Here is a 26,942-nt window from a genome sequence, read left to right as displayed (position 1 = left end):
CAACAGAAGCATGATCGCAATGCAGTACGAGATCAGGCTGCCGTCGAACTACGACATGGACATCGTCCGGGAACGCGTCCGCACCCGCGGTCACGCGCTCGACCGGTTCGAAGGCCTGGGGTTCAAGGCGTACCTCGTCCGCGACACGACGTACGCGCCGTTCTACGTGTGGAACACCTCGGCGGGGATGGCGAACTTCCTCTACCGCGGAGGTGGCTTCCAGGGGATCCTCGCGGACTTCGGCCGGCCGGAGGTGCGGCACTGGCCGGGCGTGGCGTTCCTGCGGGGTGGCGCGGCCACGGCGAGGTACGCGACGCGGACGATCACGAGGCTCGCACCGGAGGCGAACCCGATCGACGTGGTGGCGGGGATCGAGCTCCGCGAGTCGCCCGGCCTGCACTCGGCGGCCGTGGGCGTCGACCCGCGCACGTGGGAGGTCGTGCGCTTCGAACTGTGGGAGGAACACCCCGGGGAAGAGGGTGTCTTCGAGGTCCTCCACCTGAGCGAGCCGGAGCTCGCCGACATCACAGCAGGCTGAGCTGTTCCTGGTCCACCCGCGGTGCCGGAACGCCCACGGGCAGGCTGCCGTCGGGCCACACGCCCTCGTCGTCACCGGGAACCCCGGTGACGGCGTCGGCGGACCGTCCGCGCGGCGCCAAGCCGTGCTTCTCGACCAGCGGAGCCACCCGCGCCGCGAGGCGGTCGCGGTAGCGCCTGTCCACATAGGACCGGGCGCCGTACAGGTACCGGTACGTCTCGACCAGGTCCGGGTGCTCGCGCCGCAGCCACGCGGCGAACCACTCCTTCGCGCCGGGGCGCAGGTGCAGCGGCAGCACGGTCACGCCCGTCGCACCGGCGGCGGCGATCTGCTCCAGCAGGAAGTCCAGCTGCTCCACGGAATCCGTCAGCTCGGGCAGCACCGGCGCCACGAAGACACCGCACGGCAAGCCCGCGTCACGCACCTTCCGCACCAGCTCCAGCCGCGCGGCCGGCGTGGGTGTGCCGGGCTCCAGCGACTTGTGCAGGTCCCGGTCCATCAGCGCGAGCGACACCGCGATCCCGACCGGCACGACCTCGGCCGCGGCGGACAGCAGCGGCAGGTCCCGTGCCAGCAGCGTGCCCTTCGTGAGGATCGAGAAGGGCGTGCGGGAGGCGGTCAGCGCCTCGATGATCCCTGGCATCAAGGCGTACCGCCCCTCCGCCCGCTGGTACGGATCGGTGTTGGTGCCGAGCGCGACGTGCTCCTGCCTCCACTTCGGCGACCGCAGCTGGCGCGACAGCACCTCGCCCGCGTTGACCTTGACGATCAGCTGGTTGTCGAAGTCCTCGCCGGTGTCGAGGTCCAGGTACGAGTGCGTCTTGCGGGCGAAGCAGTTGTGCGACACGACGCCGTTCGCGATGAAGTCCGCCGTGCCGGTCGAGATGTCGTAGAGGGTCATCTCCCCCAGCGGTTCCACGGACACGACGCCGAGCGGCTGCCGCGACTTGATCGCCACGCCGTCGATGTCGCGCTTGCGGGTGATCGCCGGGTCGACGGTGTGGAAGAACCTCAGGTTCTCCCTCAGCCCGCCACGCAGCCGCACGACCCGCACGCCGCGGCGGCGGCGCAGCTCCTCGATCGCGAAGTCGAAGTCGAAGTGCTTGAGAGCCAGGCAGATCGCTTCCAGAACGGTGGCGTTGCGCGTGGACAGCCGCAGGATGCTGCGCGAGCAGGTCCCGAGGTAGTCGAACGCGCCGGCCAGGAATCCCTTGAGCCAGTCGGGGTTCGGGGCTATCTGCCAGTGCGCTAGCTCGCGCACCTGGTGCAGAAATCCCCTCCCCTCTCGCACGCCGAAGTAGTCGAGGTACTCCTGCGTGCGCTCCATGGCCTCGATGTCGGCCAGGGGGATGTGGAACTCGGTCTCGTCGTCCACCATGCCGCGCAGGTAGCCGCGGCGGTAGTCGTCGGTCACGGTGGGCTGCTCGACGAAAGCCCCCGTGCCCATCAGCTTGTTGCCGGTCGTGAGGTGCGGGCGGCGGCCGGTGCCGGCGGTGTCGCCCGTGACGTGCTTCCAGCCGCGGTCGGTGAGGAAGCGGTGGTCGCCGGACGCGACGACGCTCGTGCCGTCCTCCAGCGTCAGGCGGTACGCCTGCTTGCGCGTCTCCCAGTGCGCGAGAACGGTCGTGAGCTTGTAGCGCCGGTAGTTGCCGACGAGCTCGGTGCCGTAGATCTCATCGCCCTCCCTCAGCTCGGACAACGGTTTCGTGCGACCGTTGCCCATGAGGACCGGTGTGTCGCCCGCCAGGCAGTACGTGCAGGCGTGCGAGCAGCCGCGGTACGGGTTGACCGTCCACGAGAAGGGCAGCGACGACCCCGGTACCCCGTTGAGCACGGATTTGGCGCGGACCTCGTGGAACACCACGTCCGCGAACTCAGGAGTTCGTACGCTGCGCACCAGTCCCGGTAGCCCCGGTAGTGCCTGCTGCGGCTCTGCCTCGAGTTTCTGTCCGTCCCATCGCACAGCATCGATTCGAACACATGTTCGAACAGCGGTCAAGGAGTGCACGTGTCACCCGTTGAGGTAGCAGGCTTTGTCACCGGCGCTCTGTGCGTATGGCTCGTCGCCCGGCAAAACCCCTGGAACTGGCCGATCGGCATTGCCAACAACGTCGCGTTCCTCGTGCTGTTCTGGGGCAGCGGCCTGTACGCCGACTCGGGCCTGCAAATCGTCTACATGGCACTCGCGGTCTACGGCTGGTGGGCGTGGGTGCGCGGCGGCGAGCGGCACTCGACGCTGCACGTCAGCCGCACCACGACGCCCCAGTGGCTCTGGCTCGCGGTCGCCGGCGTCCTCGGAACCGGTCTGCTGCACTGGGTTCTCGTCACGTTCACCGAGTCCACGGTGCCGTTCTGGGACGCGATCACGACCGTGCTGTCCCTGCTCGCGACGTGGGGGCAGGCGCGCAAAAAGGTCGAGTGCTGGTGGCTGTGGATCGCCGCGGACGTGATTTACGTGCCGCTCTACGCGTACAAGGAACTGTACTTGACAGCGGTGTTGTACGTGGGGTTCATGGTGTTGTGCGTGCTCGGGTTGCGCAATTGGACAAAGGACCTCAAGAGCAATGAGGTGCGGGCGTGAAGGAATTCGACCACGCGCTCGTGCTCGGAAAGTTCTACCCACCGCACAACGGGCACCATCACCTCATCGAGACGGCGGCCTCCCGGAGCCGTCGCACGACCGTGACGGTGCTGGCGGCGACGTCCGAGACGATTCCCCTCGACCACCGCGTGCGCTGGCTCGCGGAGACGCACGCGGCGACTCCGGGCGTCCGGATCGTCGGCGACCTCGACGACCACCCGGTGGACTTCGACTCCGACGAGATCTGGGAGCTGCACGTAGCCCTGACACGCGCGGTGCTGGCCAGGCGCGCGATCGCGGACGGCGACCCGTCCGCCGCGCCGGTCGACGTCGTGTTCTCCAGCGAGAAGTACGGCGACGAACTGGCGCGGCGGCTCGGCGCGCGGCACGTGCTCGTCGACCTCGACCGCCTCACCCACCCCGTGTCCGGTACGGCGCTGCGCACCGACCCGGTCGCGAACTGGCACCACCTCGCCCCCGCCACCCGGCGTGGGCTCGGCCGGAAGGTCGTGGTCCTCGGCGCGGAGAGCACCGGCACGACGACCCTGTCGAAGCAGCTCGCCCAGCACTTCGGGGTCCCCTGGATCGCCGAGTACGGCCGCGAGCACACCGAGCACAAGCTGGCGGCCGCGCGGGCGTTCGACCCGGCGGCCACCGCGGACGGTCTGGTGTGGACGCTCGGCGACTTCGAGGACGTTGCGCGCGAACAGGAACGCCGCATCCGCGCCGAGACCGCGCCGCTCGTCGTCGCGGACAACGACGCGTTCGCCGCGACGGTGTGGGGTGAGCGCTACCTCGGGTTCCGGCCGGAGATCTTCACCGGCACCGAACCGGACCTGTACCTGCTGACCGACCACGTCGGCGTTCCGTTCGAACAGGACGGCTGGCGTGATGGCGAACACCTGCGGGAGTGGATGACCGGCCTGTTCGGCCAGGAGCTGACGCGGCGTGGCGTGCCGTGGCTCAAGCTCACCGAAGACCGGCTGGCGGCGGCCATCACTGCGGTCGAACACCTCATGGGGCAGGATGTCGCGCGTGGGTCACGGTCACGGGCATAGCCACGCGCTGAGCGCGGAACCGGCGTCGCAACGGGTGCGCACGTTGCTGATGTGGCTGCTGGTGCCGTTGGCGCTGGCCACGATCATCGGCGCGGCGCTGCTCTACCCGTTCGGGCACGAGCAGAAGACCGGTGCGCAGGTCGGGCTGCACCAGACGCCGGTCGCGGCCGTCGTCACGGGCCTCGCCGAGAACTGCGGCGAGAAGTGCGTCGCCATCACCGTGCGGATGACCGACGGCGCCGCGAACGGGCAGAGCATCACGATCCCGAGCGTGAACGGCCCCGGCGCACCGAGTTTCCGGATCGGCGACGAGGTGGTGCTGTCCTATGCGGGCAGTCAGCCGCAGGCCGCCGAGTCGTACCAGATCGTCGACTTCCAGCGCGGCTGGTCGCTCTGGGTGCTGGCGCTGCTGTTCGCCGCGGCCGTGCTGCTGCTCGGGCGGTGGCAGGGCCTCGCGGCGCTGGGCGCGTTGCTGCTGAGCTTCGTGGTGCTCGTGCTGTTCATCATGCCGTCGATCCTCGCGGGCGAGAACCCGTTGATGGTGGCGGTGGTCGGCGCCGGGCTGATCATGTTCATGGTGCTGTACCTGACGCACGGGATCTCCGCGCGCACGTCCACCGCCGTGCTCGGAACGCTGGTCAGCCTCGCGCTGATCGGCGTGCTGGGCGCGCTGTTCTCGGCCGCCGCGAAGCTGACCGGCCTCGACGAGGACACCACGAACCTCGTCACGATCCTCGGCACCGGCATCGACACCCGCGGCCTGCTGCTCGCCGGAACGCTGATCGGCGCGCTGGGAGTGCTCGACGACGTGACGGTCACGCAGACCAGTGCCGTCTGGGAGCTGCGGCGCGCCAACGACAAGCTGACGTGGCGCGAGCTCTTCGCGGCGGGCTCGCGGATCGGGCGCGACCACATGTCGTCCGTCGTGAACACGCTCGTGATGGCCTACGCGGGTGCCGCGCTGCCGTTGCTGCTCGCGATCTCGCTGGCCGGGCGGTCGATGGGCGAGATCCTGACCGCCCAGCAGATCGCGCAGGAGATCGTCCGCACGCTCGTGGGCAGCATCGGCCTCGTCGCGGCGATCCCGGTGACGACGGCGCTGGCGGCCCTCATCGCCGTGCGCCAGGAGGCCGCCCCGGCGCCCGAGCCCGAACCGGAGCCCGAGCCCGAGCCCGAGCCCGAGAAGACCACGGTCAAGGCCAGGAAGCCCGCCCCGGAGCCCGCGAAGCCACGGGCGGCCCGCATCGAGGGCGACCTCTTCGGTTACGACGCCGACAAGGGGCCGTGGGAGCGCCCTAGCGCGCCAAGAGCACGAAGAGCAGCGCCAGCACGCCCGGCACCACCTGCACGAAGAAGATCTTCCGACTAGCGGTGAACGTGCCGTAGACGCCGGCGACGATCACGAACACCGTGAAGAGCACCGACGCGCCGAAGTCCTGCCGGACGAGCGCGTAGATGAGGCCGGCGGCGAGGAAGCCGTTGTAGAGGCCCTGGTTCGCCGCGAGGGCCTTCGACTCCTGGGCGAACTCGGGCGTCAGACCGAACGCCTTGCGCCCGCGCGGTGTCGTCCAGAGGAACATCTCCAGGACCACGATGTAGATGTGGATCAACGCCACGAGGGCGAGCAGAACGCCTGCGATGACCTGCACTTGGGTTCCTCCTCAGAGCTGACACACGCGATGAGACAATAGAGCGGTGGGAAGACAGCGGCCCGGCACAGAGGCGATCACCGAGTCGATCGACTCCGGCGTCGCCGAACTGGTCCCCGATCTGGGTGGACGCAACTCGTGGACGTTGCGGGTCAACGGAACCCCGCAGTCGCATGTGGACCTGGACGACCCGACGTACCTGGAGTTCGAGTACGTCCGCCGGCTGGGTCACCTCGTCGACCTCACCGCACCCTCCCGCGTGCTCCACCTCGGTGGTGGCGCTCTCACGCTAGCGCGCTACGTGGCCGATCTACTGCCTCGTGCGTCTCAGCAGGTGGCCGAGATCGACGCCGGTCTCATCGCCTTCATCCGCCGCGAGCTCCCGCCACCGCCTCGGGTGCGGATCACGACGGGCGACGCCCGCGCGGTGCTGGTCAAGGCCCGCCCCGGCTCGTTCGACCTGATCGTCTCCGACTGCTTCGCCGGCGCCCGCACCCCCGCGCACCTGACGTCGGTGGAGTTCGTGCGCCAGGCCTCCGACGCCCTGGCCCCGGACGGCATCTACGCCGCGAACGTCGGCGACGGCAACGGCCTGCAGTTCGCACGAGCCCAATGCGCGACCGTGCGCGCGGTGTTCCAACACGTCTGCGTGCTCGCCGAGCCCGGTGTCTTCCGCGGCCGCCGCTTCGGCAACTTCGTGATCATGGCCTCGCACACCGGCCTGCCGATGCAGCAGCTGACCCGCGCGACGGCGGGCGACCCGTTCCCGGGCAGGGTGGAACACGGGACGGGGCTGACGAAGTTCATCGGGGGCGCTCCGGTCACCACGGACGCGACGGCGACCCTCTCCCCCGCCCCGCCCTCGGGCCTCTGGGGCACCTAGACGGCAGAACGCCCGCCGCGACCTGCGCGACGGGCGTTCCCCACAGCGACATCAGTCGAGCGAGGTGACGAACTTCGACACCGCGTCCGGGTGCAGCTTCTGCGCCATCCGCCCGGCGGGAGCCAGCGACCCCAACCGGTACAACGGCCGCTCGGCGGCCGAGGCCCCCCGGGCCTCCGCCCGCAGCTGGGCCACGAGCAGCTCCGAGAACACCAGCCCGGGGGTGTCCCCCCGCGCCGCCACGGCGTCGGCCAGCCGGCGCAACTGGTACACGCCGAGCTCGCGCCCGCCCGTTCCCGCGTACATCGACAGGGCGACGTTGATCGCCTTCTTGCCACCGCGCACGAACAGCCCGACGGTCCGCGCGCCGCGCAGGTCGGTCACCAGGAGGTCGAGACCGTCGGCCGTGGCCAGGTCGACCTGCCGGGTGCCGAACGCCCGCACGTGGACGGTCGTGCCCTGCAGCCACACCGTGCGGCGGGCCTCGGACAGCGCCAGCAGGACCACCGGCACCGACACGATCAGCGCGGCGATCACGCCCGGCCAGCGGCCGCCGATCAGGCCGACGACGGCGCCGAAGGCGAGGGCGACCATGATGCCGCCGATCGCCACCATGCGCGCACGCTTGCGGACCGTCGTCTTGTCGAGCAGGTCGAGAACGAGCTTGTCGTCGCTCACGGGTTCTCCCGCACCGCCTCGGCCACGACGGCACCCGCGTCGGACGCCAGCCCTTCCGCTCCACCCGGCACGGCGGCGACGAGGGCCGGGGCCCGCAGGCCGTCGCGCACCGCGGAGACGACGTCCGCCAGCGCCACGGAGATCTGGTCACCGGTCGCCAGCGTTTTCAGGCCGACCACGCCGGCCTCCAGGTCGCGCTCGCCGAGCACGAGCGCGAGCTTCGCGCCCGACTTGTCCGCCGCCTTGAAGCCCGCCTTCATCGACCGGCCGCCGTAGACGAGGTCCGTGCGGATCCCCGCCGCGCGCAACGAGCCGGCCACCGCGACCAGGCGGGCACGGGCGGCCTCGCCGAGCGGCACGCCGATCACGTCGACGCGGGAGAACTCCGGCAGCACGCCCTCGGCCTGCGCGGCCAGCAGCGCGCGGTCGACGCCGAGGCCGAAGCCGACGCCGGACAGCGACTGGCCGCCGAGCTGCTCCATCAGGCCGTCGTAGCGCCCGCCGCCGCCGATGCCCGACTGGGCGCCGAGACCGTCGTGGACGAACTCGAACGTCGTCTTCGTGTAGTAGTCGAGGCCGCGGACCATGCGCGGGTTCTCGACGAACTTCACGCCCAGCTCGGTCAAGTAGCCCTTGACGAGCTCGTAGTGCTCGCGGCACGCGTCGCACAGGTTGTCGACCATCAGCGGCGCCTCGGCGACCATCTCGCGCACCTCGGGGCGCTTGTCGTCGAGCACGCGCAACGGGTTCAGCTCCGCGCGCTGCCGGGTCGCCTCGTCGAGCGGCAGGTCCGCGAGGAACGCCTGCAGCTTCTCCCGGTACGCCGGACGGCAGTTCGCGTCGCCCAGCGACGTGAGCTCCAGCCGGTAGCCGGTGAGCCCCAGGGCGCGGAAGCCCGCGTCGCCGACGGCGATGACCTCGGCGTCCAGGGCCGGGTCGTCGACGCCGATCGCCTCGATGCCGACCTGGTGGAACTGCCGGTACCGGCCGGCCTGCGGGGCCTCGGCGCGGAAGAACTGGCCCGCGTAGTAGAGCTTCGCCGGCAGCGAGCCGCGGTCGAGGCTGTGCTCGATGACGGCCCGCATCACGCCCGCGGTGCCCTCGGGGCGCAGGGTGATGGAGCGCTCACCGCGGTCGAGGAAGGTGTACATCTCCTTCGTCACGACGTCGGTGGACTCGCCGACGCCGCGCGAGAAGAGCGCCGTGTCCTCGAAGACCGGCAGCTCGACGTAGCCGTAGCCCGCGAGTTCGGCGGCGCGGGTCAGCGTCGACCGGACGTGCAGGAAGGCAGCGGAGGTCGGCGGGATGTAGTCGGGAACGCCTTTGGGTGCGGAAAACACGTGTCTCAAAGTCCTCGGTGCGGGGCGGCCGGAGCGTCCTGCAGTTGCAGCAGGTATGGGTTCGTCGCGCGCTCACGACCTATGGTCGTCGTCGGGCCGTGGCCGGGCAGCACCACCGTGTCGTCGGGCAAGGTCATGACCTTGTTCTGCAGAGACGACAGCATCGCGGCGTGGTCGCCACCCGGCAGGTCGGTGCGTCCGATCGAACCGGCGAAGAGCGTGTCACCCGAGATCACCAGGCGACCGCCTTCCTGCGCGCCGGAGCGGAACATCACCGACCCGCCGGTATGGCCCGGTGTGTGGTCGACGGTGATGCGCAGCCCGGCGAGGTCGAGGTCGGCACCGTCGTCGAGCGTGCGGACCTCGGACGGCTCCCGCATCTCGAGGTTGCCCCCGAAGAACGCGGCGGACTCGCGGCTGATGCCCTTCAACGGGTCGGCGAGCATCTCGACGTCGTCCGGGTGGATGTACGCGGGGATGTCGTTGCCGTCGCAGACGGGTGCGACGGAGAAGGTGTGGTCGAAGTGCCCGTGCGTGAGCAGCACGGCGACAGGTGCGAGACGGTGCTTGCGCAAGGCCTGCTCGATCGGCTCGACCGCGTCCTGACCGGGGTCGACGATCACGCAGGGCTCGCCCTCACCGGCCGCCAGGACGAAGCAGTTCGCCTGGAGCGCCCCGGTGGGGAACCCGATCACGAGCACGAAAATGACCTCCCTGTTCAACCACAGCCTAGCCACCACACAAAGCTCATATGCCCAGGCCCTAGACTGCCGAGCCGACCGCCCTATTCGCATGAGTCCCTGGGGAGGGAGCACGTGCCCACCAACGAGCAGCGACGCGCGGCAGCCAAGCGCAAGCTTGAGCGTCAGATGGTCTACCGCCAGGAGCGGGCCAAGAAGCGTCGCATCATCGCCGTCGTGTCGACGGTCGTCGTTGTTGCGCTCGTTGGAGGTGGCGTGTGGTTCCTCGCGACCAACGACGTCTTCGGCAACGGTGACGCCTCCGCGTCGGAGACTCCGACCCAGGAGTCGGTGGACAAGGCGGAGAACATCCCCACCGCGCTGCACCAGGTCGCCAAGCGGCCCACGCCGCTGCCCGGGAAGGTGAGCTGCGAGTACACGAAGGGCCAGGAGCCGGCGGCCAAGCAGAACACGCCGCCCGCGAACGGCGAGCAGCCCGCCACCGGCACGGTCGGCGTCACGCTCGGCACCTCGATCGGCGACCTGAAGCTCACGCTGGACCGCTCGCTCGCGCCCTGCACCGTGAACAACTTCGTCGAGCTGGCGAAGCAGAAGTACTTCGACAACACCACGTGCCACCGCCTCACGGTGACCGGCATCCAGGTCCTGCAGTGCGGTGACCCCGGCGGCAACGGCATGGGCGGCCCCGGCTACTCGTTCAAGGACGAGACCTACCCCGAGCTCAGCTACGGCCGCGGCGTGCTCGCCATGGCCAACTCGGGCCCGAACACCAACGGCTCGCAGTTCTTCATCGTCTACGGCGACGCGGCCAGCCTGAAGCCGGACTACACGGTCTTCGGCACGGTCGACGAGGAGTCGCTGAAGAAGGTCGACGAGGTCGCGAAGACCGGCACGATCTCGCAGCAGCCGGGTCAGGGCGACGGCAAGCCGAAGACCCCGGTCGACATCAAGTCGGCTCTGGTCGCGAACTAGTTCTTCACAGTGAAAAGCCCCTGGGAGCGGTTCCCGGGGGCTTTTCGCTTCTTCCTACCCGACCAGGCGGCGACGCCAGTCGAGCGGCGTCACGGTGATGGCCCGGCCGGGGTCGCGGTTCCACTCGGCCGCGAGCCCGGCCGCCTCCAGCGCGGCCACGACCTCGAGCCCCACGGCCGTGGTCGTCGCGGCCGAGTCGTCGAAACCGCCGTAGTGCAGCGTCAGCCCGCGCCCGGCCGCGGCCGCCTGCGTGCTCTGGCCGTGGAAGTACACGAACCCGCGCGCACCGGGCCCGGCCTCGTCACCGATCTCCGCCTGGCCGCACGTGCGGCAGCAGGTGAAGTTCTCGCGGGCGGTGATCCCGGCGGCGTCCAGCGCCTCGAACGCGCGCGTTAGCCGCTCCGGGTCGGTCTCTCCCCGCCACGACGCCTGCTCCGCCACCCGCTCGAGCCACAGCCGGTCGGCCAGCTCCCGCGCCTGGTGGCGCGACACCGGCCGCCGGTCCCCGGTCGCCAGGTACTCCTCGGCGACCTCCGCCAGGCCGGCGCGGGTCGCGTAGCCGGCGGCCAGGACCCCGCGCACGTGGTCCTCCAGCGCCTCGCGCTCGTGGTCGCCGAGGTCGAGCGGCGGCACCACCCGCGCGGGACCGGCGTCGAGCGGCGACCAGGTCAGCCGGGCGTCCCAGCCGGGCTCCTGCCGTGCCCAGCCGACGAGCACCGAGGCCACCGCGTCCGGCCCGTCGGCGGTCGCCTCGAAGTACCCGCGGCCGTCGCGGTGCTCCACCGCCCAGTCGCCGCCGGTCTCGTGCCAGACCTGCGCGAAGACGTCGGGCAGGTCCGGCACGCGCTGCAGGACCAGGAAGTGGTCGCCCTCCCCGCCGATGCGCCGGACCAGCGCGGCGAGCTCCTCGGCGGACACGCGGACGTGCCGCTCCGAGTTTTCCGTCCTGACCGCGATGTTGAGCATCCGCGAACTCTGGCACACGGCACAGGAGCCTCCTGCCGGAATCCGGCAGGAGGCTCCTGTGCCTTCCCCGTGAAGCTCTACGACGCCGACGTCACGCGGTACACGTCGTACACGCCCTCAACGCTGCGCACGGCCTTCAGGACGTGCCCGAGGTGCTTCGGGTCGCCCATCTCGAACGAGAACCGGCTGACGGCCACCCTGTCGCGCGACGTCGTCACCGACGCCGACAGGATGTTCACGCGCTCGTCGGCCAGCACCTTCGTGACGTCCGAGAGCAGCCGGTGCCGGTCGAGCGCCTCCACCTGGATGGCGACCAGGAAGACGCTGGAGGCCGACGGCGCCCATTCGACGTCGAGCAGGCGTTCCGGCGACTTCAGCAGCTCGTCCGCGTTCGTGCAGTCGGTGCGGTGCACGGACACGCCGCCGCCACGCGTCACGAAGCCGAGGATGTCGTCGCCCGGCACCGGGGTGCAGCAGCGGGCGAGCTTCACCCACACGTCCCCCGCGTCCTTGACGATCACGCCCGCGTCGCCGGTGGGGCGGCGCCGGGTGACCGTGGACGGGGTGGCGCGGTCGGCCAGTTCCTCCTCGGCGTGGTCGACACCGCCGAGCTGCGCGACGAGCCGTTGCACGACGTGGCGCGCCGAGGTGTGCCCTTCGCCGACCGCCGCGTACAGCGCGCTCATGTCCGGGTAGTGCAGTTCCTTGGCGAGGGCCTGCATCGAGTCGACCGAGACCAGGCGCTGGATCGGGAGCCCGACGCGCCGGACCTCCTTGGTGATCGCGTCCTTGCCCTGCTCGATCGCCTCTTCCTTGCGCTCCTTGGCGAACCACTGCTTGATCTTCGCCTTGGCGCGCGGGGACGCGACGAAGCTCAGCCAGTCGCGGGACGGGCCAGCGCCCTCCGCCTTGGAGGTGAAGATCTCGACGACCTCGCCGTTCTCGAGCTTGCGCTCCAGGGCGACGAGACGCCCGTTGACGCGGGCGCCGATGCAGCGGTGACCGACCTCGGTGTGCACGGCGTAGGCGAAGTCGACCGGCGTGGAGCCCGTCGGCAGCGTCTCGACGTCACCCTTGGGGGTGAACACGAAGATCTCGCGCGCGGCGAGGTCCCAGCGCAGCCCCTCGAGGAACTCGCCGGGGTCCGCGGCTTCCCGCTGCCAGTCGAGGAGCTGGCGCATCCACGCCATCTCGTCGATCTCGACGGACTTGCCGTTGTGCGTGCCCTTGGTCTCCTTGTAGCGCCAGTGCGCCGCGATGCCGTACTCGGCCCGCTGGTGCATCTCGTGGGTGCGGATCTGCACCTCGAGAGGCTTGCCGTCGGGACCGATGACGGTCGTGTGCAGCGACTGGTACACGCCGAACCGCGGCTGCGCGATGTAGTCCTTGAACCGGCCCGGCATCGGCTGCCAGGCGGCGTGCACGACGCCCATCGCGGCGTAGCAGTCGCGCACCTCGTCCACGAGGATCCGGACGCCCACGAGGTCGTGGATGTCGTCGAACTCCCGCCCGCGGACGATCATCTTCTGGTTGATCGAGTAGTAGTGCTTCGGCCGGCCCTCGACCTTCGCCACGATCCGCGCGCTCTCGAGCTGGCCGTTCAGCTCGTCGACGACCGAGCGCAGGTACGTGTCGCGACTCGGCGCGCGCTTCGCGACCAGGCGGACGATCTCGTCGTACTTCTTGGGCTGCAGGATCGCGAACGCGAGGTCCTCCAGCTCCCACTTGACCGTCGCCATCCCCAGCCTGTGGGCGAGCGGTGCGAGCACTTCGAGCGTTTCGCGGGCCTTGCGGGCCTGCTTCTCCGGCGGCAGGAACCGCATGGTGCGCATGTTGTGCAGCCGGTCGGCCAGCTTGATGACGAGGACGCGCGGGTCCTTCGCCATCGCGATGACCATCTTGCGGATGGTCTCGGCCTCGGCCGCCGCCCCCAGCTTGACCTTGTCGAGCTTCGTGACGCCGTCGACGAGGCGGGCGACCTCCTCGCCGAAGTCGTCCTTCAGCTGCCCCAGCGAGTAGTCGGTGTCTTCCACGGTGTCGTGCAGCAGCGCGGCCACCAGCGTCGTGGTGTCCATGCCCAGCTCGGCGAGGATCGTCGCCACGGCGAGCGGGTGGGTGATGTACGGGTCGCCGGACTTGCGGCGCTGCGGGCGGTGCTTCTCCTCGGCAACGTCGTACGCGTGCTGCAGAAGCGCCAGATCGGCCTTGGGATGGAGGTCACGGTGCACGGCGGCGAGAGGTTCGAGGACCTGCTTCACCGGGGCCGCACGTTGGGCGGTGATGCGCCGCGCCAGGCGGGCGCGCACACGCCGGGTAGCCGACGGTTGAACAACCGTCGCAGCGGGTTCGGTGTTTTGACTCAACCCCACGCTCCTCGGGTCTCGCGAGTACCGAGGATAACGCGTTGACGCAGACGAGACTTCCGTTGGCTCGCTGAGCGGCGCAGCTCACACGGTGAACGCGAACCGAACTTCCGTTGAGCCGATCAGGCGACGGCCTTCACGAAGGCCCTCCAGGCGTGCGCCGAGAACACCAGGACGTCACCCCCGGCCGCCTTCGAGTCACGCACCAAGGCGTCGCGCGAAAGCGACACCTCGACGCACGCGGTGTCGCCCTCAGGACCGCTGTAGGTGCTCTTGCGCCAGCTCCGCCGGTGGCTCATGCGGGTCCTTCCGAAGTCTGCTGATGTAGCTCGTCAGCAAGCTCTTCGATTGTCCCTCATCCAAAGCGCGGGCATCCAACCACTTGAAGAACTCCCGGCTGTCCGCGATGGCGGCGCCGTCTTGCGCGAACACCCTTGCCAGATCGGTCTCGCTGTACGCCAGCGGCACCAGCTTCTCGAAGCTGAGCAACATCCTCGGCGACATCCGGATGGGACCTGGACCAGCGGATATCGGCACGATTCGGATGATGTGCGTGTTGAACAGCATGCGGAGGTACTGCTCTTCCATGATCCGTTCATCGCCGACCTGGAGCTGCAGGGCGAGCTCGTGCACGTAGAAGCGGCACTCCGGTGGGTTCGGTCGCCTCAGGACCGCCTGCCGGTCCATCCGCCACCGGAAGCTCTTCTCCACGTCCGCCGGTGTCTTGCGCCCGGTTTCGAGCAGTGCGCGCGCATAGCCGGGGATTTGGACGAGGCCCGGCACCGACAACACGTCGTAAGAGGTGATCTTCTGCGCCTGGGCCTCCGCCATCGCGAGCGTGCGCAAGTTGTCCGGCACGATCAGCACGTACGGGTCGAAGGCGTAGCGGTACCGCTCGCGGAAGGCCTCGAAATGAGCGCTGTCCCGGCCGCACATCATCAGGTACTGCACGAGGTCGATCTCGCTCGCCCGCGCCTTGCCCTTCTCGATGTTCGAGACCTTGCTCGGGTCCCACCCGAGCTGTTCGGCGAAGGCGTGGCCGGTCAGCGACGTGAACTTCTCGCGCAGGCGGCGCAGCTCGTCGCCCAGGTCCCGGCTGTAGGCGGTGGAAGTGATCGCAGTCATTCGTCCGACGGTAGGCATTGGCCCTCCTCCACGAACCAGCTCCTTCGGGTGAAAACGGATGCTCGAAAGCCCTGGTGGCACGGGCTAGGCCGCGACGTGGTGGGCGGCGTGGTGTGCGGTGTTCGTTCGCGGGGTACGGTCCGGGTCGAGCCAGGCTGGCGGGATGAAGACCGGGACTCCCCGTGGAGCTCCACCTCCCACTCGCTTTGGTGGATCAGAGTGTGGTGGTGGCGGCACAGCAGGGCCGCGTTGTGCACGGATGTCTCGCCGCCCTCCGACCAGAACCTGACGTGGTGGGCGTCGCAGTGCTTCGGCGGGCGGTCGCACCCCGGGAAGGTGCAGCCCTGGTCTCTCGCCACCAGCAGGCGGCGGACGGCGGCGGGGAACGTTCTGCTCTTGCGGCCTATGTCCACCGGTTCGGAGCGGCCGCCCAGCACCACCGGGATCACGCCCGCGTTGCAGGCGAGGCGGCGGACCAGGGTGGCCGGGACGCGGACGCGGTTGTCGAGCGTCGCGAAGCCCGTCCGCGCCGCCAGGGCCTCGTACGGCATCGTCATGGTGAGGGTGACCGGCTCGCCGCCGTGCTCGGGCAGGAGGTCGGCGCGCAGCACCAGGTCGATCAGGTCGGCGAACGCGTCGCCTTCCCGCTCGCCGCGCGAACGTGGGTCCACGCCTTCCTCCGGAGTGGCCGGGCGGGGCTTGGCCAGCGGGTCGATCATCGCCTCGAACTTCGCACCGGTGACCTTGTCGAGCTTGGCCGACACCTCCAGCCAGTCGCCCTTCCACTGCATGCGCAGCCGGTTGACCGGCGCCACCTGCTCGGCGGAGCCCGGCTCCTCGTCTTGCTGGTAGAGCCGGTACGCGAGCTCCTTGCCGAACGCGCGCACCGCAGCGGGCTCGTGCCGCGACGCGAACTCGACCACGGGCCGCTCGGCCTCGGGCGGCAACTCCTCCACCACCTCGGCGACCGCCGAGATGTGCTCACCGGAGAGCATCCCCTCCGCGACCGCGGCGGCGGTGGCCGGCAGCTCCGGCTCCAGCACCGAGCCCGACGGCGTGACCTCCCGAGCCAGCTCGCCGGCGCGGGCGACCCACTGCCGCGCGGTCCTCAGGTCCCACCGCACGGCATGGCGCAGCACCTGCGCCACATTCCGATAGCCCAGCTCGGATGCGGCGCCACGCCGCTCAAGTTCGGCGATCTTCTGCATCATCGAATTCTCGAGAACACGAATTCCCACCACATCACCGACGACCGCGCTCGGCAGTTCGTCGGTGGCCAGGAGGCGGAAGTCAGGTTCGCTCATGCGTTCGACCGTATCGCAAGATCGCATCATAAAAGCACGTCAGAGCACACACGATCGAGTGAACAACCAGGACAAACGCTATAGGCGCCGTTAGTGCGCATCTCTCTATACGCGACACAATCAGCAGTTAGCGAACACGCAAGAGAACGGACAAAAGAAATCCGTTCGACATACGTCCGGCGAAGAAGCTCACGTGCCGGACCGGTACCGCCGGGGCACCTGACAGACTCGAACCCGTGAGGACCCTGCTCTGGTGCGCCGCCATGACGTTCGTGTGGCTCGGCACGATGGCGTACCTCGCCCTCGACGCCCCGGGCCACATCGACCCGAGGTCGATCATCGGCTCGTCGGTGGGCTGGGTGGTCGCGACCACCCTGAGCTGGCTGGTGCTGCGCCGCGCGAAGGCACCGAGGCTGTGGGAGATCGCGGTCGTCACGGCGCCGGCGTCGCTCGTGACGCTGGTGTTCGTGAGCATCGGCGCCGCGCTCGTGGCCCCTCCGCCGGTGGCGTGATGAACGGCTGCTCGCGAGCCAGGCGATGGGCGGGTGAGCAGCGTGCTCGAACACGCCTGGAAGGCTGACGCCATGCACTCGCACCGGCCGCTCTGGCACTGCCTGGCGTTCGCGGGCATCTGGTACGCCGCGATCGTCCTGCTCAACCTGGTCGTCAACGGCGGTGGTGAGGCGTTGCGCGCGCTGCTGCTCGGTGTGGTGCCCTGGCTCGGCGCGTCCGCCGCGCTGACGAGGGTCGGGCACGGCGGCATGAAGGCGTGGCGGCTGGTCGTGCTGGCGTTGCCGATCTTCTACTTCCTGTGGGCGATCACCGTCGTGGTCGCCTACCGGTTCATCGTCACGCCGGTCAGCGGCTGACACGCGGAAGGGCCGGCGACGACTCGTCACCGGCCCTTCCGAAGCACGACCTCTACACGGTCATGAGCGTCTGGACGTCACGGCCCGCAAGCCGTGAGCGGCCCTCCAGCGCCGCGATCTCCAGCACCACCGAGACACCCGTGACGATGCCTCCCGCGCGCTCCACGAGCGTGCAGGCGGCCTCCGCGGTGCCTCCGGTGGCCAGGACGTCGTCGACCACGACCACGCGCTGGCCTGGCTGGATCGCCCCGCCGGGCAGCTCCAGCGACGTGGAGCCGTACTCCAGGTCGTAGGAGACCGAGTCGGCGACGACCGGCAGCTTGCCCGGCTTGCGCAGCGGCACGACGCCGTAGCGCCAGCCGTAGCCCAGGGCGGCGCCCAGGAGGAAGCCGCGCGACTCGATGGCGGCGATCACCTGGGTGCTGTCGTCGATCTTGTCCTGCAGGGCGTCGACCACGGCGCGCAGGGCGTCCGGGTCGGCGAGGACCGGCGTGAGGTCCCGGAAGACGACCCCCGCCCGGGGGAAGTCCGGGACCTCGCGCATCAGTCCCAGAGCACGATCCAATTTCAACGCTGGCGCTTCCCGGTCGGACGGCGGCGGGCGTCGCCCGCCTTGGCGGTGCGGTGGGGCACCGACGCGGCGGCGGCGTACGCCTCTTCCTTGCGCAGGTCGGCGGCGAGGGCGTCCTCGTCGGCCGACTCGATGCCCTCGGCCGGCTGCGGGCCGGAGCCCTTGGCGCGGCGGGCGGCCACGCGCCTGGCCTGCGCGATGTACTTCGGGTCGCGCATCTTCAGGTCCACCAGCACCGGGGTGGCGATGAAGATCGAGGACAGGGCACCGACGAACATGCCGACGAGCTGCACGAGCGCGAGGTCCTGCAGCGTGCCGACGCCCAGGATGCCGACGCCGACGACCAGCAGGCCGATGACCGGGAGGAGCGCGATCAGCGAGGTGTTGATCGAGCGCATCAGGGTCTGGTTCAGCGCGAGGTTCGCGGCCTCGGCGTAGGTGCGGCGGGTCAGGCCCAGCAGGCCGCGGGTGTTCTCCTTGACCTTGTCGAACACGACGACCGTGTCGTACAGGGAGAAGCCGAGGATCGTGAGCAGACCGATCACCGTCGCGGGCGTCACCTCGAAGCCGATGAGCGAGTACACGCCCGCGGTGATGATGACGTCGTGGAAGACGGCGACGAGCGCGCCGACGGCCATGCGCCACTCGAAGTAGAACGCCAGGAACAGCGTCACCGCGACGAAGAACCAGAACAGGGCCCACAGGGCCTTGCCGCTGATCTCACCGCCCCAGGACGCGGAGACGGCGCTGTCGGAGATCGCCGACTGGCCGCCCTGCGGCTGGGTGTCCTGGGTGAGGCCCGCCTTGAGGGCCGCGACCTCCTGGATGTTCAGCGCGGGCGACTTGATCTGGATCGTCGCGCTGGCACCGGAACCGACGGCCTGCACGGCGGTCGGCTTCTTGTCCGGGATCGCCTTGGCGAACGCGTCCTCGACGGCGCCCGTCGAGATGGACTGGCCGCTGGCCGAGACCGACGGCATCGAGATCTTCGTGCCGCCCTTGAAGTCGATGCCCAGGTTGAAGCCGTTGAACACCATCGAGCCGATGCAGACCAGCAGGATGATGCTGGACGTGATGTACCAGCGGAGGCGCTTGCCGACGATGTCGAAGGCGCCGTTGCCGACGTAGAGGCGCGAGAGCACGCTGCCCATGTCAGGCCCCCTTCACGGCGGTGGTCTTGCCGGTCGTGGCGGCGCGGTGCGCGGCGCCCTCGCGGGCGGCACCGCCCAGGCCGGACAGGCTCGGGCTGGACAGGAACTTGGACTTCGACGCCATCGCGACCAGCGGGTGCGTCACGAGGAACACGACCACGAGGTCGAGGACCGTCGACATGCCGAGGGTGAACGCGAAGCCCTTCACCTGGCCGACCGCGATCACGTACAGCACGGCGGCGGCGATGAAGCTGACCGCGTCGGCCGAGAGGATCGTGCGGCGGGAACGAACCCATGCGCGCGGGACGGCCGAACGGAACGTGCGGCCCTCACGCACTTCGTCTTTCAGTCGTTCGAAGAAGACGATGAACGAGTCCGCGGTGATACCGATCGCGACGATGAACCCGGCGATGCCGGCGAGGTCGAGCGTGAACCCGATGAGGCGGCCGAGCAGGACCAGCACCCCGTAGATGATCACGGCGGACAGGGCGAGCGACAGGATCGTCAGGATGCCCATGAGGCGGTAGTAGAACATGCAGTAGACGAAGACCAGCGCGAGGCCGATGCCGCCGGCGATCAGGCCCGCCTTGAGCGACTGCAGGCCGAGCGTCGGGGAGACCGTCTGCGCCTCGGACGAGTCGAAGGACAGCGGCAGCGCGCCGTACTTCAGCGTGTTCGCGAGGTTCTGGGCTTCCTTCAGCGTGAACTTGCCGCTGATCTCGGTCGAGCCGCCCTCGATGGCCGACTGGATGGTCGGGGCGGACATGACCTCGCCGTCGAGCACGACCGCGACGGCCTGCTGGACGTTGGCGGAGGTGAACTTGGCCCACTTGCTGCCACCCTCGGACTTGAAGTCGAGGTTGACGACGTAGCCGGTGCCGTTCGGGTTGTTGTTCGCCGCGGCGTTGTTGATGTCCTCACCGGTGAGGCGGGAGTAGTTCGAGTAGTCGTCGGCCTTGGTCTGGGTGTCCTCCTTGGGAGGGTTGACCGGGGCCAGGGTGTACTTGAACTCGCCCTTCTCGTCACAGGTGACGAGCGGCTTGTCCAGGTCGTCGTTGCCGCGCAGCGGGTCGGGCTGCGTGCAGTCGAGCAGGAGCGCGGCCTGCTGCAGGACCTGCGGGTCCGTGCTCTGGCGCAGCGCCTTCGCCTCCTGGATCTCCTTCGCGACCTTCGGGTCGACGTTGGAGGGGGCGGGCGGCGTGCTCGCGCTGCTGGACGGCGCGGCGCCGCTGCTCGGCGGGGTGCTGGACGGCTGCGCGACCAGGTTCGGCGCGGGGCGGCCCTGCGGGGCACCGCTCGACGGCGGCGCCTGACCGGCGCTCTGGCTCGGCGGGGTCGCGGGAGGCGTGCTCGCACCGCTGGACGGCGCGGTGCTCGACGACGGCTGCGACGGGTTCGGGGCGGCGCCCGCGGGGACCGGCTGGCCGATGACCTTGCGGAACGCGAGGCGAGCGGTCTGGCCGAGGCCCTTCGCGCCTTCGCTGTCCGCACCCGGGACCGTGATCACCAGGTTGTTGCCGTCCCGCACGACCTCGGCACCGGAAACGCCGAGACCGTTCACGCGGACCTCGATGAGGTCACGTGCGCGGTTGAGCGCTTCCTCGCTGGGCTGGGCCCCGTCTTCCTGACGCGCGGTCAGCGTGACGAGCGTGCCACCCTGGAGGTCGATTCCGAGCTTGGGTTTGGCCGAACCGTTCCCGGTGAAGAACACCAGGGCGTAGAGCGCGACCACGATGAGGACAAAACTCGCCAGATATTTCGCAGGGCGAATTTGCCCGGCCGGAGGTGCCACGATCCGTCCGTCTCCTAGTAGCGATGGTTTCCGAGCGCGCAGCGTAACGCGCGCCGGGTGAGGTGCGCGTCACTACCTGGAGTTGGCGGTGTTCACAGTTGCCAACCCCAGGTGTCACGAGCCTGTCGGTTACTTCTTGACGTTGTGGTCCAAGGGCTCCGCGACCTGTGCGGCGGGGGCGGTGGTCACCTCGGCCTCGGGCTCGTCGGTCTTGTCCTCGAGCACGGCCTCGTCGGTCTCGGCCACCTTCTCGCGGATGGCGGCGCGCAGCCACCGCGTGACGACACCCTCGGAGATCTCGATGTCGATGGTGGTGTCGTGGCTCGCGTCGGCGACGGTGCCGTAGAGACCCGAAGTCGTCATGACCTTGTCCCCCGGCTGGAGCGAGCTCTGCAGCTGCTGCTGCTCGGCCATCGCCCGCTTCTGCTTGCGCGCGCTGAGGAACAGCGGCACCGCGAGCAGAACCAGGAGCAACGGGAACATCAAAGACGAAAGGTTGCCCATCATTCTCCGATCAAGTGGACATGCCTCGACGCACGTCCGATATGTCCAGGTGCTTTCACCGATTGTGCCAGGTCACCACAGTTGATCACCGGCGGGCGGTTCCAGCCCCAGGTGGTGCCACGCGGCGGGCGTCGCCACTCGACCGCGCGGTGTCCTGGCCAGCATGCCAGCCCGCACCAAATACGGTTCGCACACCTCTTCGACCGTGGTCGGCTCCTCACCGACGGCGACCGCGAGCGTGGACACGCCGACCGGACCCCCGTGGAAGCTCTTGACCAGGGCGCTGAGGACCGCGCGGTCGAGGCGGTCGAGGCCGAGCTGGTCGACGTCGTAGACCTCGAGCGCCTGCCGCGCGATCTCCTCCGTGACCCTGCCGTCGGCCCTGACCTCGGCGAAGTCCCGCACGCGCCGCAGCAGCCTGTTGGCGATGCGGGGGGTGCCCCTGCTGCGCCCGGCGATCTCGAGCGCGCCCTCGGCGTCCAGGTCGACCCCGAGGATCTTGGCGCTGCGCTTGATGATGAGGTCGAGCTCGTCGGGGCTGTAGAACTCCATGTGCCCGGTGAAGCCGAACCGGTCGCGCAGCGGTCCCGTGAGCGCCCCGGACCTCGTCGTGGCTCCGACCAGCGTGAACGGCGCGATGTCGAGCGGGATGCTGGTCGCGCCGGGCCCCTTGCCGACGACGACGTCGACCCGGAAGTCCTCCATCGCGAGGTACAGCATCTCCTCCGCGGGCCGCGCCATGCGGTGGATCTCGTCGATGAACAGCACGTCGCCCTCGACGAGGTTCGACAGCATCGCCGCGAGGTCCCCCGCCCGTTCGAGCGCGGGACCGCTGGTGATCCGGATGGCGCTGCCGAGCTCCTTCGCGATGATCATCGCGAGGCTGGTCTTGCCCAGCCCGGGCGGGCCGCTGAGCAGCACGTGGTCCGGCGCGGTCCCCCGCCGCATCGCCCCGTGCAGGACGAGCTCGAGTTGCTCCCGCACCCGCTGCTGCCCGACGAACTCGTGCAGGTCGGCGGGGCGCAGGCTGGTCTCGACGTCCCGCTCGGCCGGCGCGACGTACGGGCTGAGCTCGTCCTCCATCATTTGCGTCCCAGCGTGGCGAGCGAACGGCGCAGCACGGCGGCCGTCGACTGGTCGGGGTTGTCCGCGAGCACGCTGTCGACCGTCTGCTCGGCGGCCTTGGCCGGGAACCCGAGCCCGAGAAGCGCCTCCACGACGTGGTCACGCGTCTGGCTGTGCGCCGGCGTCGTCGGCGTGGGCAGCTGACCGACCTTGTCGCGCAACTCGATGATCAGCCGCTCCGCACCCTTCTTGCCGATGCCCGGCACCTGCGTCAGCACGGTGATGTTGCCCTCGGCGAGCGCGTGCCGCAGCTTGTCCGGCTCCAGGACCGCGAGGGTGGCCAGCGCGATGCGCGGCCCGATGCCGCTCACCGTCTGCAGCAGGCCGAAGAGCTCGCGCGCCTCGGCGTCGGCGAACCCGAACAGCGTCAGGCTGTCCTCCCGCACGACGAGCGTGGTGGCGAGCGCGGCCTCTTCGCCGCGGCGCAGGCCGGCGAGGGTGGTGGGCGTGGCCTGGACGGCGAACCCGACGCCGCCCACCTCGACGACGGCGTGGTCGAGGCCGACGTGCTGCACCTGGCCGCGCAGTGACGAGATCACCTGGTTCCTCCGGTCATGACGTGCTTCGAGACTAGTTGGCGCGCTTGGCGGCTTCGGCGAGCTTCGCCTTGTGCACCCGCGCCAGCTCCGCCGCCCGTGCCTGCGCCTCCTCCAGCCGCGACCGCATCGGCGCGCGCCAGTGGTGGCAGATGGCCAGCGCCAGCGCGTCCGCCGCGTCGGCGGGCTTCGGCGCGACCTTCAGCCCGAGCAGCTTGGTCACCATCGCCGTCACCTGCGCCTTGTCCGCGCGGCCGGACCCCGTGACCGCCGCCTTCACCTCGGACGGCGTGTGGAACTCGACCGGCAGGCCACGTTGCGCTGCGGCCAGGGCGACGACGCCCGACGCCTGCGCGACACCCATCGCGGTGCGGACGTTGTGCTGTGCGAAGACCCGTTCGATGGCCACGACCTGAGGTTCGTAGCGGTCGAGCCATTCACAGACACCGATGTACAGCTCGTGCAGGCGCACGGACAGAGGAGCGTCAACGGGCGTGCGCAGGACGTCGACGGCCACCGGGCGCACGACTCGGCCCGGGCCGCCGTCGACCACGCCGAAGCCGCACCTCGTCAGACCGGGGTCGACCCCGAACACCCGCACGCCAGCCAACTCCCCCGAAGCAGGAACGAACAACAGTTCGAACCATATCCGGTGCGCCCACGGGTGACTTGCACCGACACGGTTCGACAAGTCCGCGTCGGCGTCACTACGGTGGTCGGGTTTCGATCACCAGGAGCAGCGGGTGAAGAGGTTCTGGGTTGTCGCGGGCTGTGTCGGCGCCTTCATGGCCGTCGCCATCCTCACCGCCCTCACCGCGCCTCGCGATATCGGTATCGCGATCGACAAGGTGGTCCAGCTCGCCTTCGCCGTCGCGGCCCTCGTCGCCTACGCGCGCCGGCGCGACCGGTGGATGACCGCGGCGATGACCAGCCTGAGCGTCGGGCTGTCCGCGTGGATCTGGGGCCAGCAGGTCCTGGGCGTGCAGCTGCCGTCCTCGACGATCGCGCCGCTCGGGTTCACGATGGTGCCGGTCCTCTGCCTGGCCGCGGTGATCGCCAAGGCCCAGCAGCGCCGTGCCGACGACCTGCTGCCGAACTACCGCAGCCGCACGGTGATCGTGCTCGACGGGCTGATCGTCATCGGGTCGCTGTTCGTGCTCACGTGGGTGTCGGCGCTGGAGTCGCTGACCCGCGCGTGGGCGACCGAGGGTCCCGGGTTCGCCACGGTCATCGCGCATCCCGCCGCGTACCTCGTGCTGCTCGTGGCGATCGTGGTGATGTCGTGGACGCATCAGGCCGTGCGCCAGTGGCCGATGTTCTTCGTGGCGTTGGCAGGCGTCGCGCAGTCGTCGTCGGGGTGGCTGTTCGCGTTCTACATCGCGAAGGGCATCACGGCGATCCCTGCGTCGGTGGACATCGGCTTCATGCTGTGCCCGGCGTTCTTCCTGCTCAGCGCGCTGGCACCGGTGCGCAACCTCGAACCCACGCCCGGCCGCGTGCGGATGGCCGACCTGCTGCACCTGCTCGTGCCGTACCTGCCGCTCGCGATCACCGGCCTGTTCGTCATCTGGAACACCGCGACGGGCGGTCGCCTCAACCCCGTCGAGATCTACGTCGGGCTCCTGGTCGTGTGTCTCGTCATAGTGCGTCAGTTGCTCACGATGATGGACAACGTCCGTCTGATGGATCAGCTCCGCGTCTCCCGTGAGCAGCTACGGCACGAGGCGACGCACGACCCGTTGACCGGCGTCGCGAACCGAAGTCTGTTCCGCGAACGGCTGGAGCGCGCCCTCGCGGTGCACGACCGCGAGAAGCCGTTGATCCTGCTGTTCATCGACGTGGACGGCTTCAAGGCCGTGAACGACAACAACGGCCACGCCGAGGGCGACGTCGTCCTGCGCAATGTCGCCGCACGGTTGCAGAACAACGTACGGCCCGAAGACACCGTGGCGCGCCTGGGCGGCGACGAGTTCGGCGTGCTGGTGGACGGCGGCGACGCGCAGGAGCTCGGCGACCGGCTGCTCGCGGTGCTGGGACACCCGCACGAGGTGCGCGGCCGGGTGCACCGGGTGCACGCCAGCATCGGTGTGGCGCAACGGTTGTCGTACGACCCCTCGATCACCGCCGACGACGTGCTCGGGGCCGCGGACACCGCGATGTACACGGCGAAGCGGCTCGGCAAGGGCATGGTCGTCGTGCACGGTTCCCCGCTCCCGGAGATGACGTGACCCCCGAACAGCTGATCAGCGCCCTCGGCATGCAGGAGCTGCCCGTCGAGGGCGGCCACTTCGCGCAGACGCACCGGTCCGACGAGGTGTCCGCGATCGCGTACCTGTTGCGCCGTCCGGACTTCTCCGGCATGCACGTGCTGGAGCACCTGGAGATCTACCACTTCCACGCCGGGTCGCCGTTGCGGATGCTGCTGCTGCACCCGGACGGGTCGGTGGCCGAGCCGGTGCTGAGCGCGTCGAACCCGCAGGTCGTGGTGCCCGCCGGCGTGTGGCAGGGCAGCACCCCGGCCGGCGACTGGTCGTTGGTCGGCACCGTCGTCGTGCCGCCGTACACCGACGACATCGTGACCTTCGGCCACGCGGACGACCTGTGCGCGCGTTATCCCTCACACGCTGCCGTCATTCGGCCCCTGTGCCGGTTCTGACGTCACTAGGATCTCCGGAATGGCGCTCGTCCAGCTCAACGGCATCGACCTGAACGTCCAGACCGAGGGTTCCGGCGACCTCGTCGTGCTCGTGATGGGCACCGGCAGCCCCGGCAGGGTCTGGCGCACCTACCAGGTGCCCGCGCTGGTCAAGGCGGGCTACCGCGTCGCGTACTTCGACAACCGCGGCATCAGGCCGTCCTCGGAGTGCGGCGACGGCTTCACGCTCGACGACATGGTCGCCGACACCGCCGCCCTGGTCGAGCACCTGGGCGGCCCGGCGCACGTGATCGGCACCTCGATGGGCGCCCGCATCACCCAGGAGCTGGCGCTGACCCGCCCGTCGCTGGTGCGCAGCGCGGTGATGATGGCGACGGCGGGCCGTCCCGAACCGGTGCAGCAGGCGTGGTCGTCCACGCTGTGCGACCTGCACGACAAGGGCGTCGAGATCCCGCAGTCGTTCTACGCGGTGGCGTCGCTGGTCCGCAACGTCTCGCAGGCGACGCTGGCCGACCCGGTCATCGCCCGCGACTGGCTGCAGATGTACGAGTTCGCCGGCTCCGCGCTGACCGCGGGCGAGCGCGTCCAGCTCTCCCTCGGCGAGTACGACACGAGGCTGGACGCGTACCGCGCGATCACCGTGCGCTCGCTGGTCATCGGGTTCGCCGACGACGTCGTGCTGCCGCCGCGGCTGTCGCGCGAGGTGGCGCAGGCGATCCCGGGCGCCCGGTACGCCGAGGTCGCGGACGCGGGGCACGTCGGGTACCTGGAGCGGCCGGACGAGGTGAACCGGCTGCTGGTCGAGTTCCTCGGCGAGGCGTGACCGGCCACCGCCTCCGCCCGCCGCGAGGAGCGAGCACCCCTCAGCGGTGCGCCGCCTGACCGGTGGGCCTGATCAGGATCTCGTTCACATCCACAGTGGACGGCTGCGACACCGCGTACAGCACCGCCCGCCCCACGTCCTCCGGCTCCAGCTTCGGGTCATCCACACGCGACGCCGGGATGGCGTCCGTGTCGACCAGTCCGGGCTGGACGACCGTCACGCGCACGCCGGTGCCGACGGCCTCCGCCCGGATCGCCTGCGCCAGGCCGGTGATCGCCCACTTCGTCGCCGAGTACAGGTTGCCCGGCCGCACCCCGCGCCCGGCCGCCGAGCCGGTCAGCACCAGATGACCGCCCGAACGCAGCAGGGCGGGCATCGCCGCACGCGCCGTGAAGGCCGGTCCGCAGACGTTCGTCACCACCATGTCCGTCCACTCGGAAGGCTCGGCACCTGACGACGAGACGAACGACGTGTCCACCGAAATGCCCGCGTTGGCGTACACGACATCTATTCGTCCCCAACGCGATTCCACTCGCGACATCAGATCCTGCACTGAATCCCACGAAGAAACGTCGCATCGCGCGTCCCAGCCGCGATCACCGACAGATTCTTCGGCCGAGCGCGACGCCCTGACCACGCGATAGCCCGCCTGGGCCGCGAGGGAGGCGGTTGCCGCGCCGATGCCCCGGGAGGCGCCGGTCACCACGAAGACGTGTTCCATGATCGGCAACCCTAGTCAGGGAAACGTCAGTGCCGC

The 26,942-nt window shown here is 69.8% G+C and carries 28 protein-coding genes and 1 pseudogene; 11 read left to right on the top strand and 18 right to left on the bottom strand.

Translation table 11 applies throughout. The features are described from left to right. The first annotated feature begins 10 nt into the window (after nt 1-10). Complete coding sequence (locus tag BLQ91_RS28085) at nt 11-538, top strand: DUF4865 family protein (protein WP_090101440.1); 528 nt, start codon at nt 11-13, stop codon at nt 536-538. Here BLQ91_RS28085 and BLQ91_RS28080 read toward each other — a convergent pair. After that, on the bottom strand, nt 525-2,501 hold the full coding sequence (locus BLQ91_RS28080; protein WP_090101439.1) for an intein-containing Rv2578c family radical SAM protein: 1,977 nt from the start codon (nt 2,499-2,501) through the stop codon (nt 525-527). The genes BLQ91_RS28085 and BLQ91_RS28080 overlap by 14 nt on opposite strands. 45 nt (nt 2,502-2,546) lie before the next feature. On the opposite strand from BLQ91_RS28080, the gene pnuC reads away from it, so the two are divergent. Genes pnuC through BLQ91_RS28065 form a run of 3 tightly spaced genes read left to right on the top strand, consistent with a single transcriptional unit; the run spans nt 2,547 to nt 5,546 of the window. After that, nucleotides 2,547-3,119, top strand: coding sequence for a nicotinamide riboside transporter PnuC (gene pnuC, locus BLQ91_RS28075; RefSeq protein WP_245733849.1), 573 nt, complete (start codon nt 2,547-2,549; stop codon nt 3,117-3,119). Beyond that, nucleotides 3,116-4,177 (top strand): AAA family ATPase, encoded by a 1,062-nt coding sequence (locus tag BLQ91_RS28070; RefSeq protein WP_090101437.1) that lies wholly within the window; start codon nt 3,116-3,118, stop codon nt 4,175-4,177. Before pnuC ends, BLQ91_RS28070 begins: the two co-directional genes overlap by 4 nt. Next, the gene (locus BLQ91_RS28065; RefSeq protein ID WP_342670669.1) at nt 4,155-5,546 is read left to right on the top strand and encodes a YibE/F family protein; all 1,392 of its coding nucleotides are present in this window, start codon (nt 4,155-4,157) and stop codon (nt 5,544-5,546) included. The genes BLQ91_RS28070 and BLQ91_RS28065 overlap by 23 nt, the downstream gene beginning before the upstream one ends. Here the strand turns inward: BLQ91_RS28065 and BLQ91_RS28060 are convergent. Continuing rightward, entirely contained in the window at nt 5,473-5,826 is a 354-nt protein-coding gene (locus tag BLQ91_RS28060; RefSeq protein WP_090101434.1) for a DUF1304 domain-containing protein, read from the bottom strand. The genes BLQ91_RS28065 and BLQ91_RS28060 overlap by 74 nt on opposite strands. A 46-nt stretch (nt 5,827-5,872) precedes the next feature. Here BLQ91_RS28060 and BLQ91_RS28055 point away from each other — a divergent pair, with 46 nt between their 5' ends. Further along, nucleotides 5,873-6,709, top strand: a complete 837-nt coding sequence (locus BLQ91_RS28055; protein WP_090101433.1) for a spermidine synthase — start codon at nt 5,873-5,875, stop codon at nt 6,707-6,709. Between the two features lie 51 nt (nt 6,710-6,760). Here BLQ91_RS28055 and BLQ91_RS28050 read toward each other — a convergent pair whose 3' ends face one another. The 3 genes and pseudogenes from BLQ91_RS28050 to BLQ91_RS28040 form a co-directional block, all read right to left on the bottom strand. After that, nucleotides 6,761-7,387 carry a hypothetical protein gene (locus BLQ91_RS28050; protein WP_090101432.1) on the bottom strand — a complete coding sequence of 209 codons (627 nt, stop codon included), beginning with the start codon at nt 7,385-7,387 and terminating at the stop codon, nt 6,761-6,763. A 92-nt stretch (nt 7,388-7,479) separates the two neighbouring features. Continuing rightward, a pseudogene (gene hisS, locus BLQ91_RS28045) lies at nt 7,480-8,727 on the bottom strand (histidine--tRNA ligase); the annotation flags it as partial. Nucleotides 8,728-8,732: 5 nt separating this feature from the next. Further along, nucleotides 8,733-9,428 (bottom strand): MBL fold metallo-hydrolase, encoded by a 696-nt coding sequence (locus BLQ91_RS28040; protein WP_090101430.1) that lies wholly within the window; start codon nt 9,426-9,428, stop codon nt 8,733-8,735. Nucleotides 9,429-9,542: 114 nt separating this feature from the next. On the opposite strand from BLQ91_RS28040, the gene BLQ91_RS28035 reads away from it, so the two are divergent. Beyond that, nucleotides 9,543-10,400, top strand: a complete 858-nt coding sequence (locus BLQ91_RS28035) for a peptidylprolyl isomerase (RefSeq protein ID WP_090101429.1) — start codon at nt 9,543-9,545, stop codon at nt 10,398-10,400. Nucleotides 10,401-10,454: 54 nt separating this feature from the next. On the opposite strand, the gene BLQ91_RS28030 is transcribed toward BLQ91_RS28035, so the two are convergent. The 5 genes from BLQ91_RS28030 to BLQ91_RS28010 form a co-directional block, all read right to left on the bottom strand. Next, nucleotides 10,455-11,366, bottom strand: a complete 912-nt coding sequence (locus BLQ91_RS28030) for a DUF6891 domain-containing protein (protein WP_090101428.1) — start codon at nt 11,364-11,366, stop codon at nt 10,455-10,457. A 77-nt stretch (nt 11,367-11,443) separates the two neighbouring features. After that, complete coding sequence (locus tag BLQ91_RS28025) at nt 11,444-13,729, bottom strand: RelA/SpoT family protein (protein ID WP_425412552.1); 2,286 nt, start codon at nt 13,727-13,729, stop codon at nt 11,444-11,446. A 122-nt stretch (nt 13,730-13,851) separates the two neighbouring features. Further along, nucleotides 13,852-14,028: a DUF397 domain-containing protein gene (locus BLQ91_RS28020; protein ID WP_090101424.1), complete on the bottom strand. Its 177-nt coding sequence runs from the start codon at nt 14,026-14,028 to the stop codon at nt 13,852-13,854. Then, entirely contained in the window at nt 13,982-14,854 is an 873-nt protein-coding gene (locus BLQ91_RS28015) for a helix-turn-helix domain-containing protein (RefSeq protein ID WP_176959986.1), read from the bottom strand. Before BLQ91_RS28015 ends, BLQ91_RS28020 begins: the two co-directional genes overlap by 47 nt. Further along, nucleotides 14,851-16,158 (bottom strand): HNH endonuclease signature motif containing protein, encoded by a 1,308-nt coding sequence (locus BLQ91_RS28010; protein WP_176959985.1) that lies wholly within the window; start codon nt 16,156-16,158, stop codon nt 14,851-14,853. The genes BLQ91_RS28015 and BLQ91_RS28010 overlap by 4 nt, the downstream gene beginning before the upstream one ends. 236 nt (nt 16,159-16,394) lie before the next feature. Between BLQ91_RS28010 and BLQ91_RS28005 the strand changes: the two genes are divergently transcribed. Continuing rightward, nucleotides 16,395-16,670, top strand: coding sequence for a hypothetical protein (locus BLQ91_RS28005; protein WP_143022844.1), 276 nt, complete (start codon nt 16,395-16,397; stop codon nt 16,668-16,670). Nucleotides 16,671-16,703: 33 nt separating this feature from the next. Then, complete coding sequence (locus BLQ91_RS28000; RefSeq protein WP_090101417.1) at nt 16,704-17,027, top strand: hypothetical protein; 324 nt, start codon at nt 16,704-16,706, stop codon at nt 17,025-17,027. A 52-nt stretch (nt 17,028-17,079) separates the two neighbouring features. On the opposite strand, the gene BLQ91_RS27995 is transcribed toward BLQ91_RS28000, so the two are convergent. The 7 genes from BLQ91_RS27995 to ruvC form a co-directional block, all read right to left on the bottom strand. Next, nucleotides 17,080-17,571 (bottom strand): adenine phosphoribosyltransferase, encoded by a 492-nt coding sequence (locus BLQ91_RS27995; RefSeq protein WP_090101415.1) that lies wholly within the window; start codon nt 17,569-17,571, stop codon nt 17,080-17,082. A 23-nt stretch (nt 17,572-17,594) separates the two neighbouring features. Continuing rightward, nucleotides 17,595-18,749: a protein translocase subunit SecF gene (secF, locus tag BLQ91_RS27990; protein ID WP_090101413.1), complete on the bottom strand. Its 1,155-nt coding sequence runs from the start codon at nt 18,747-18,749 to the stop codon at nt 17,595-17,597. A gap of 1 nt (nt 18,750) precedes the next feature. Then, a complete protein-coding gene (gene secD, locus BLQ91_RS27985) occupies nt 18,751-20,541 on the bottom strand; it encodes a protein translocase subunit SecD (RefSeq protein ID WP_090101411.1) in 1,791 nt (596 codons plus the stop codon). Nucleotides 20,542-20,670: 129 nt separating this feature from the next. Beyond that, entirely contained in the window at nt 20,671-21,024 is a 354-nt protein-coding gene (gene yajC, locus BLQ91_RS27980; protein ID WP_090101409.1) for a preprotein translocase subunit YajC, read from the bottom strand. A 93-nt stretch (nt 21,025-21,117) separates the two neighbouring features. After that, a complete protein-coding gene (gene ruvB, locus BLQ91_RS27975; protein ID WP_245733848.1) occupies nt 21,118-22,128 on the bottom strand; it encodes a Holliday junction branch migration DNA helicase RuvB in 1,011 nt (336 codons plus the stop codon). Further along, a complete protein-coding gene (ruvA, locus tag BLQ91_RS27970; protein WP_090101404.1) occupies nt 22,128-22,709 on the bottom strand; it encodes a Holliday junction branch migration protein RuvA in 582 nt (193 codons plus the stop codon). The genes ruvB and ruvA overlap by 1 nt, the downstream gene beginning before the upstream one ends. 31 nt (nt 22,710-22,740) lie before the next feature. Further along, on the bottom strand, nt 22,741-23,307 hold the full coding sequence (ruvC, locus tag BLQ91_RS27965; RefSeq protein ID WP_090101402.1) for a crossover junction endodeoxyribonuclease RuvC: 567 nt from the start codon (nt 23,305-23,307) through the stop codon (nt 22,741-22,743). Nucleotides 23,308-23,449: 142 nt separating this feature from the next. Between ruvC and BLQ91_RS27960 the strand changes: the two genes are divergently transcribed. Genes BLQ91_RS27960 through BLQ91_RS27950 form a run of 3 tightly spaced genes read left to right on the top strand, consistent with a single transcriptional unit; the run spans nt 23,450 to nt 26,185 of the window. Continuing rightward, nucleotides 23,450-24,934, top strand: coding sequence for a GGDEF domain-containing protein (locus BLQ91_RS27960; protein WP_245733847.1), 1,485 nt, complete (start codon nt 23,450-23,452; stop codon nt 24,932-24,934). Beyond that, entirely contained in the window at nt 24,931-25,362 is a 432-nt protein-coding gene (locus BLQ91_RS27955; protein WP_090101400.1) for a cupin domain-containing protein, read from the top strand. The genes BLQ91_RS27960 and BLQ91_RS27955 overlap by 4 nt, the downstream gene beginning before the upstream one ends. 19 nt (nt 25,363-25,381) lie before the next feature. Beyond that, nucleotides 25,382-26,185 (top strand): alpha/beta fold hydrolase, encoded by an 804-nt coding sequence (locus BLQ91_RS27950; RefSeq protein ID WP_090101398.1) that lies wholly within the window; start codon nt 25,382-25,384, stop codon nt 26,183-26,185. 40 nt (nt 26,186-26,225) lie between these two features. Here the strand turns inward: BLQ91_RS27950 and BLQ91_RS27945 are convergent, their stop codons facing one another. Continuing rightward, nucleotides 26,226-26,909, bottom strand: coding sequence for an SDR family oxidoreductase (locus BLQ91_RS27945; RefSeq protein WP_090101617.1), 684 nt, complete (start codon nt 26,907-26,909; stop codon nt 26,226-26,228). Nucleotides 26,910-26,942 lie beyond the last annotated feature (33 nt).

It is taken from the genome of Lentzea jiangxiensis, assembly GCF_900104175.1.
Classification (GTDB): domain Bacteria; phylum Actinomycetota; class Actinomycetes; order Mycobacteriales; family Pseudonocardiaceae; genus Lentzea; species Lentzea jiangxiensis.
The sequence above is the reverse complement of the archived record's forward strand: the minus strand, read 5'-3'. Positions and strand labels throughout refer to the sequence as shown.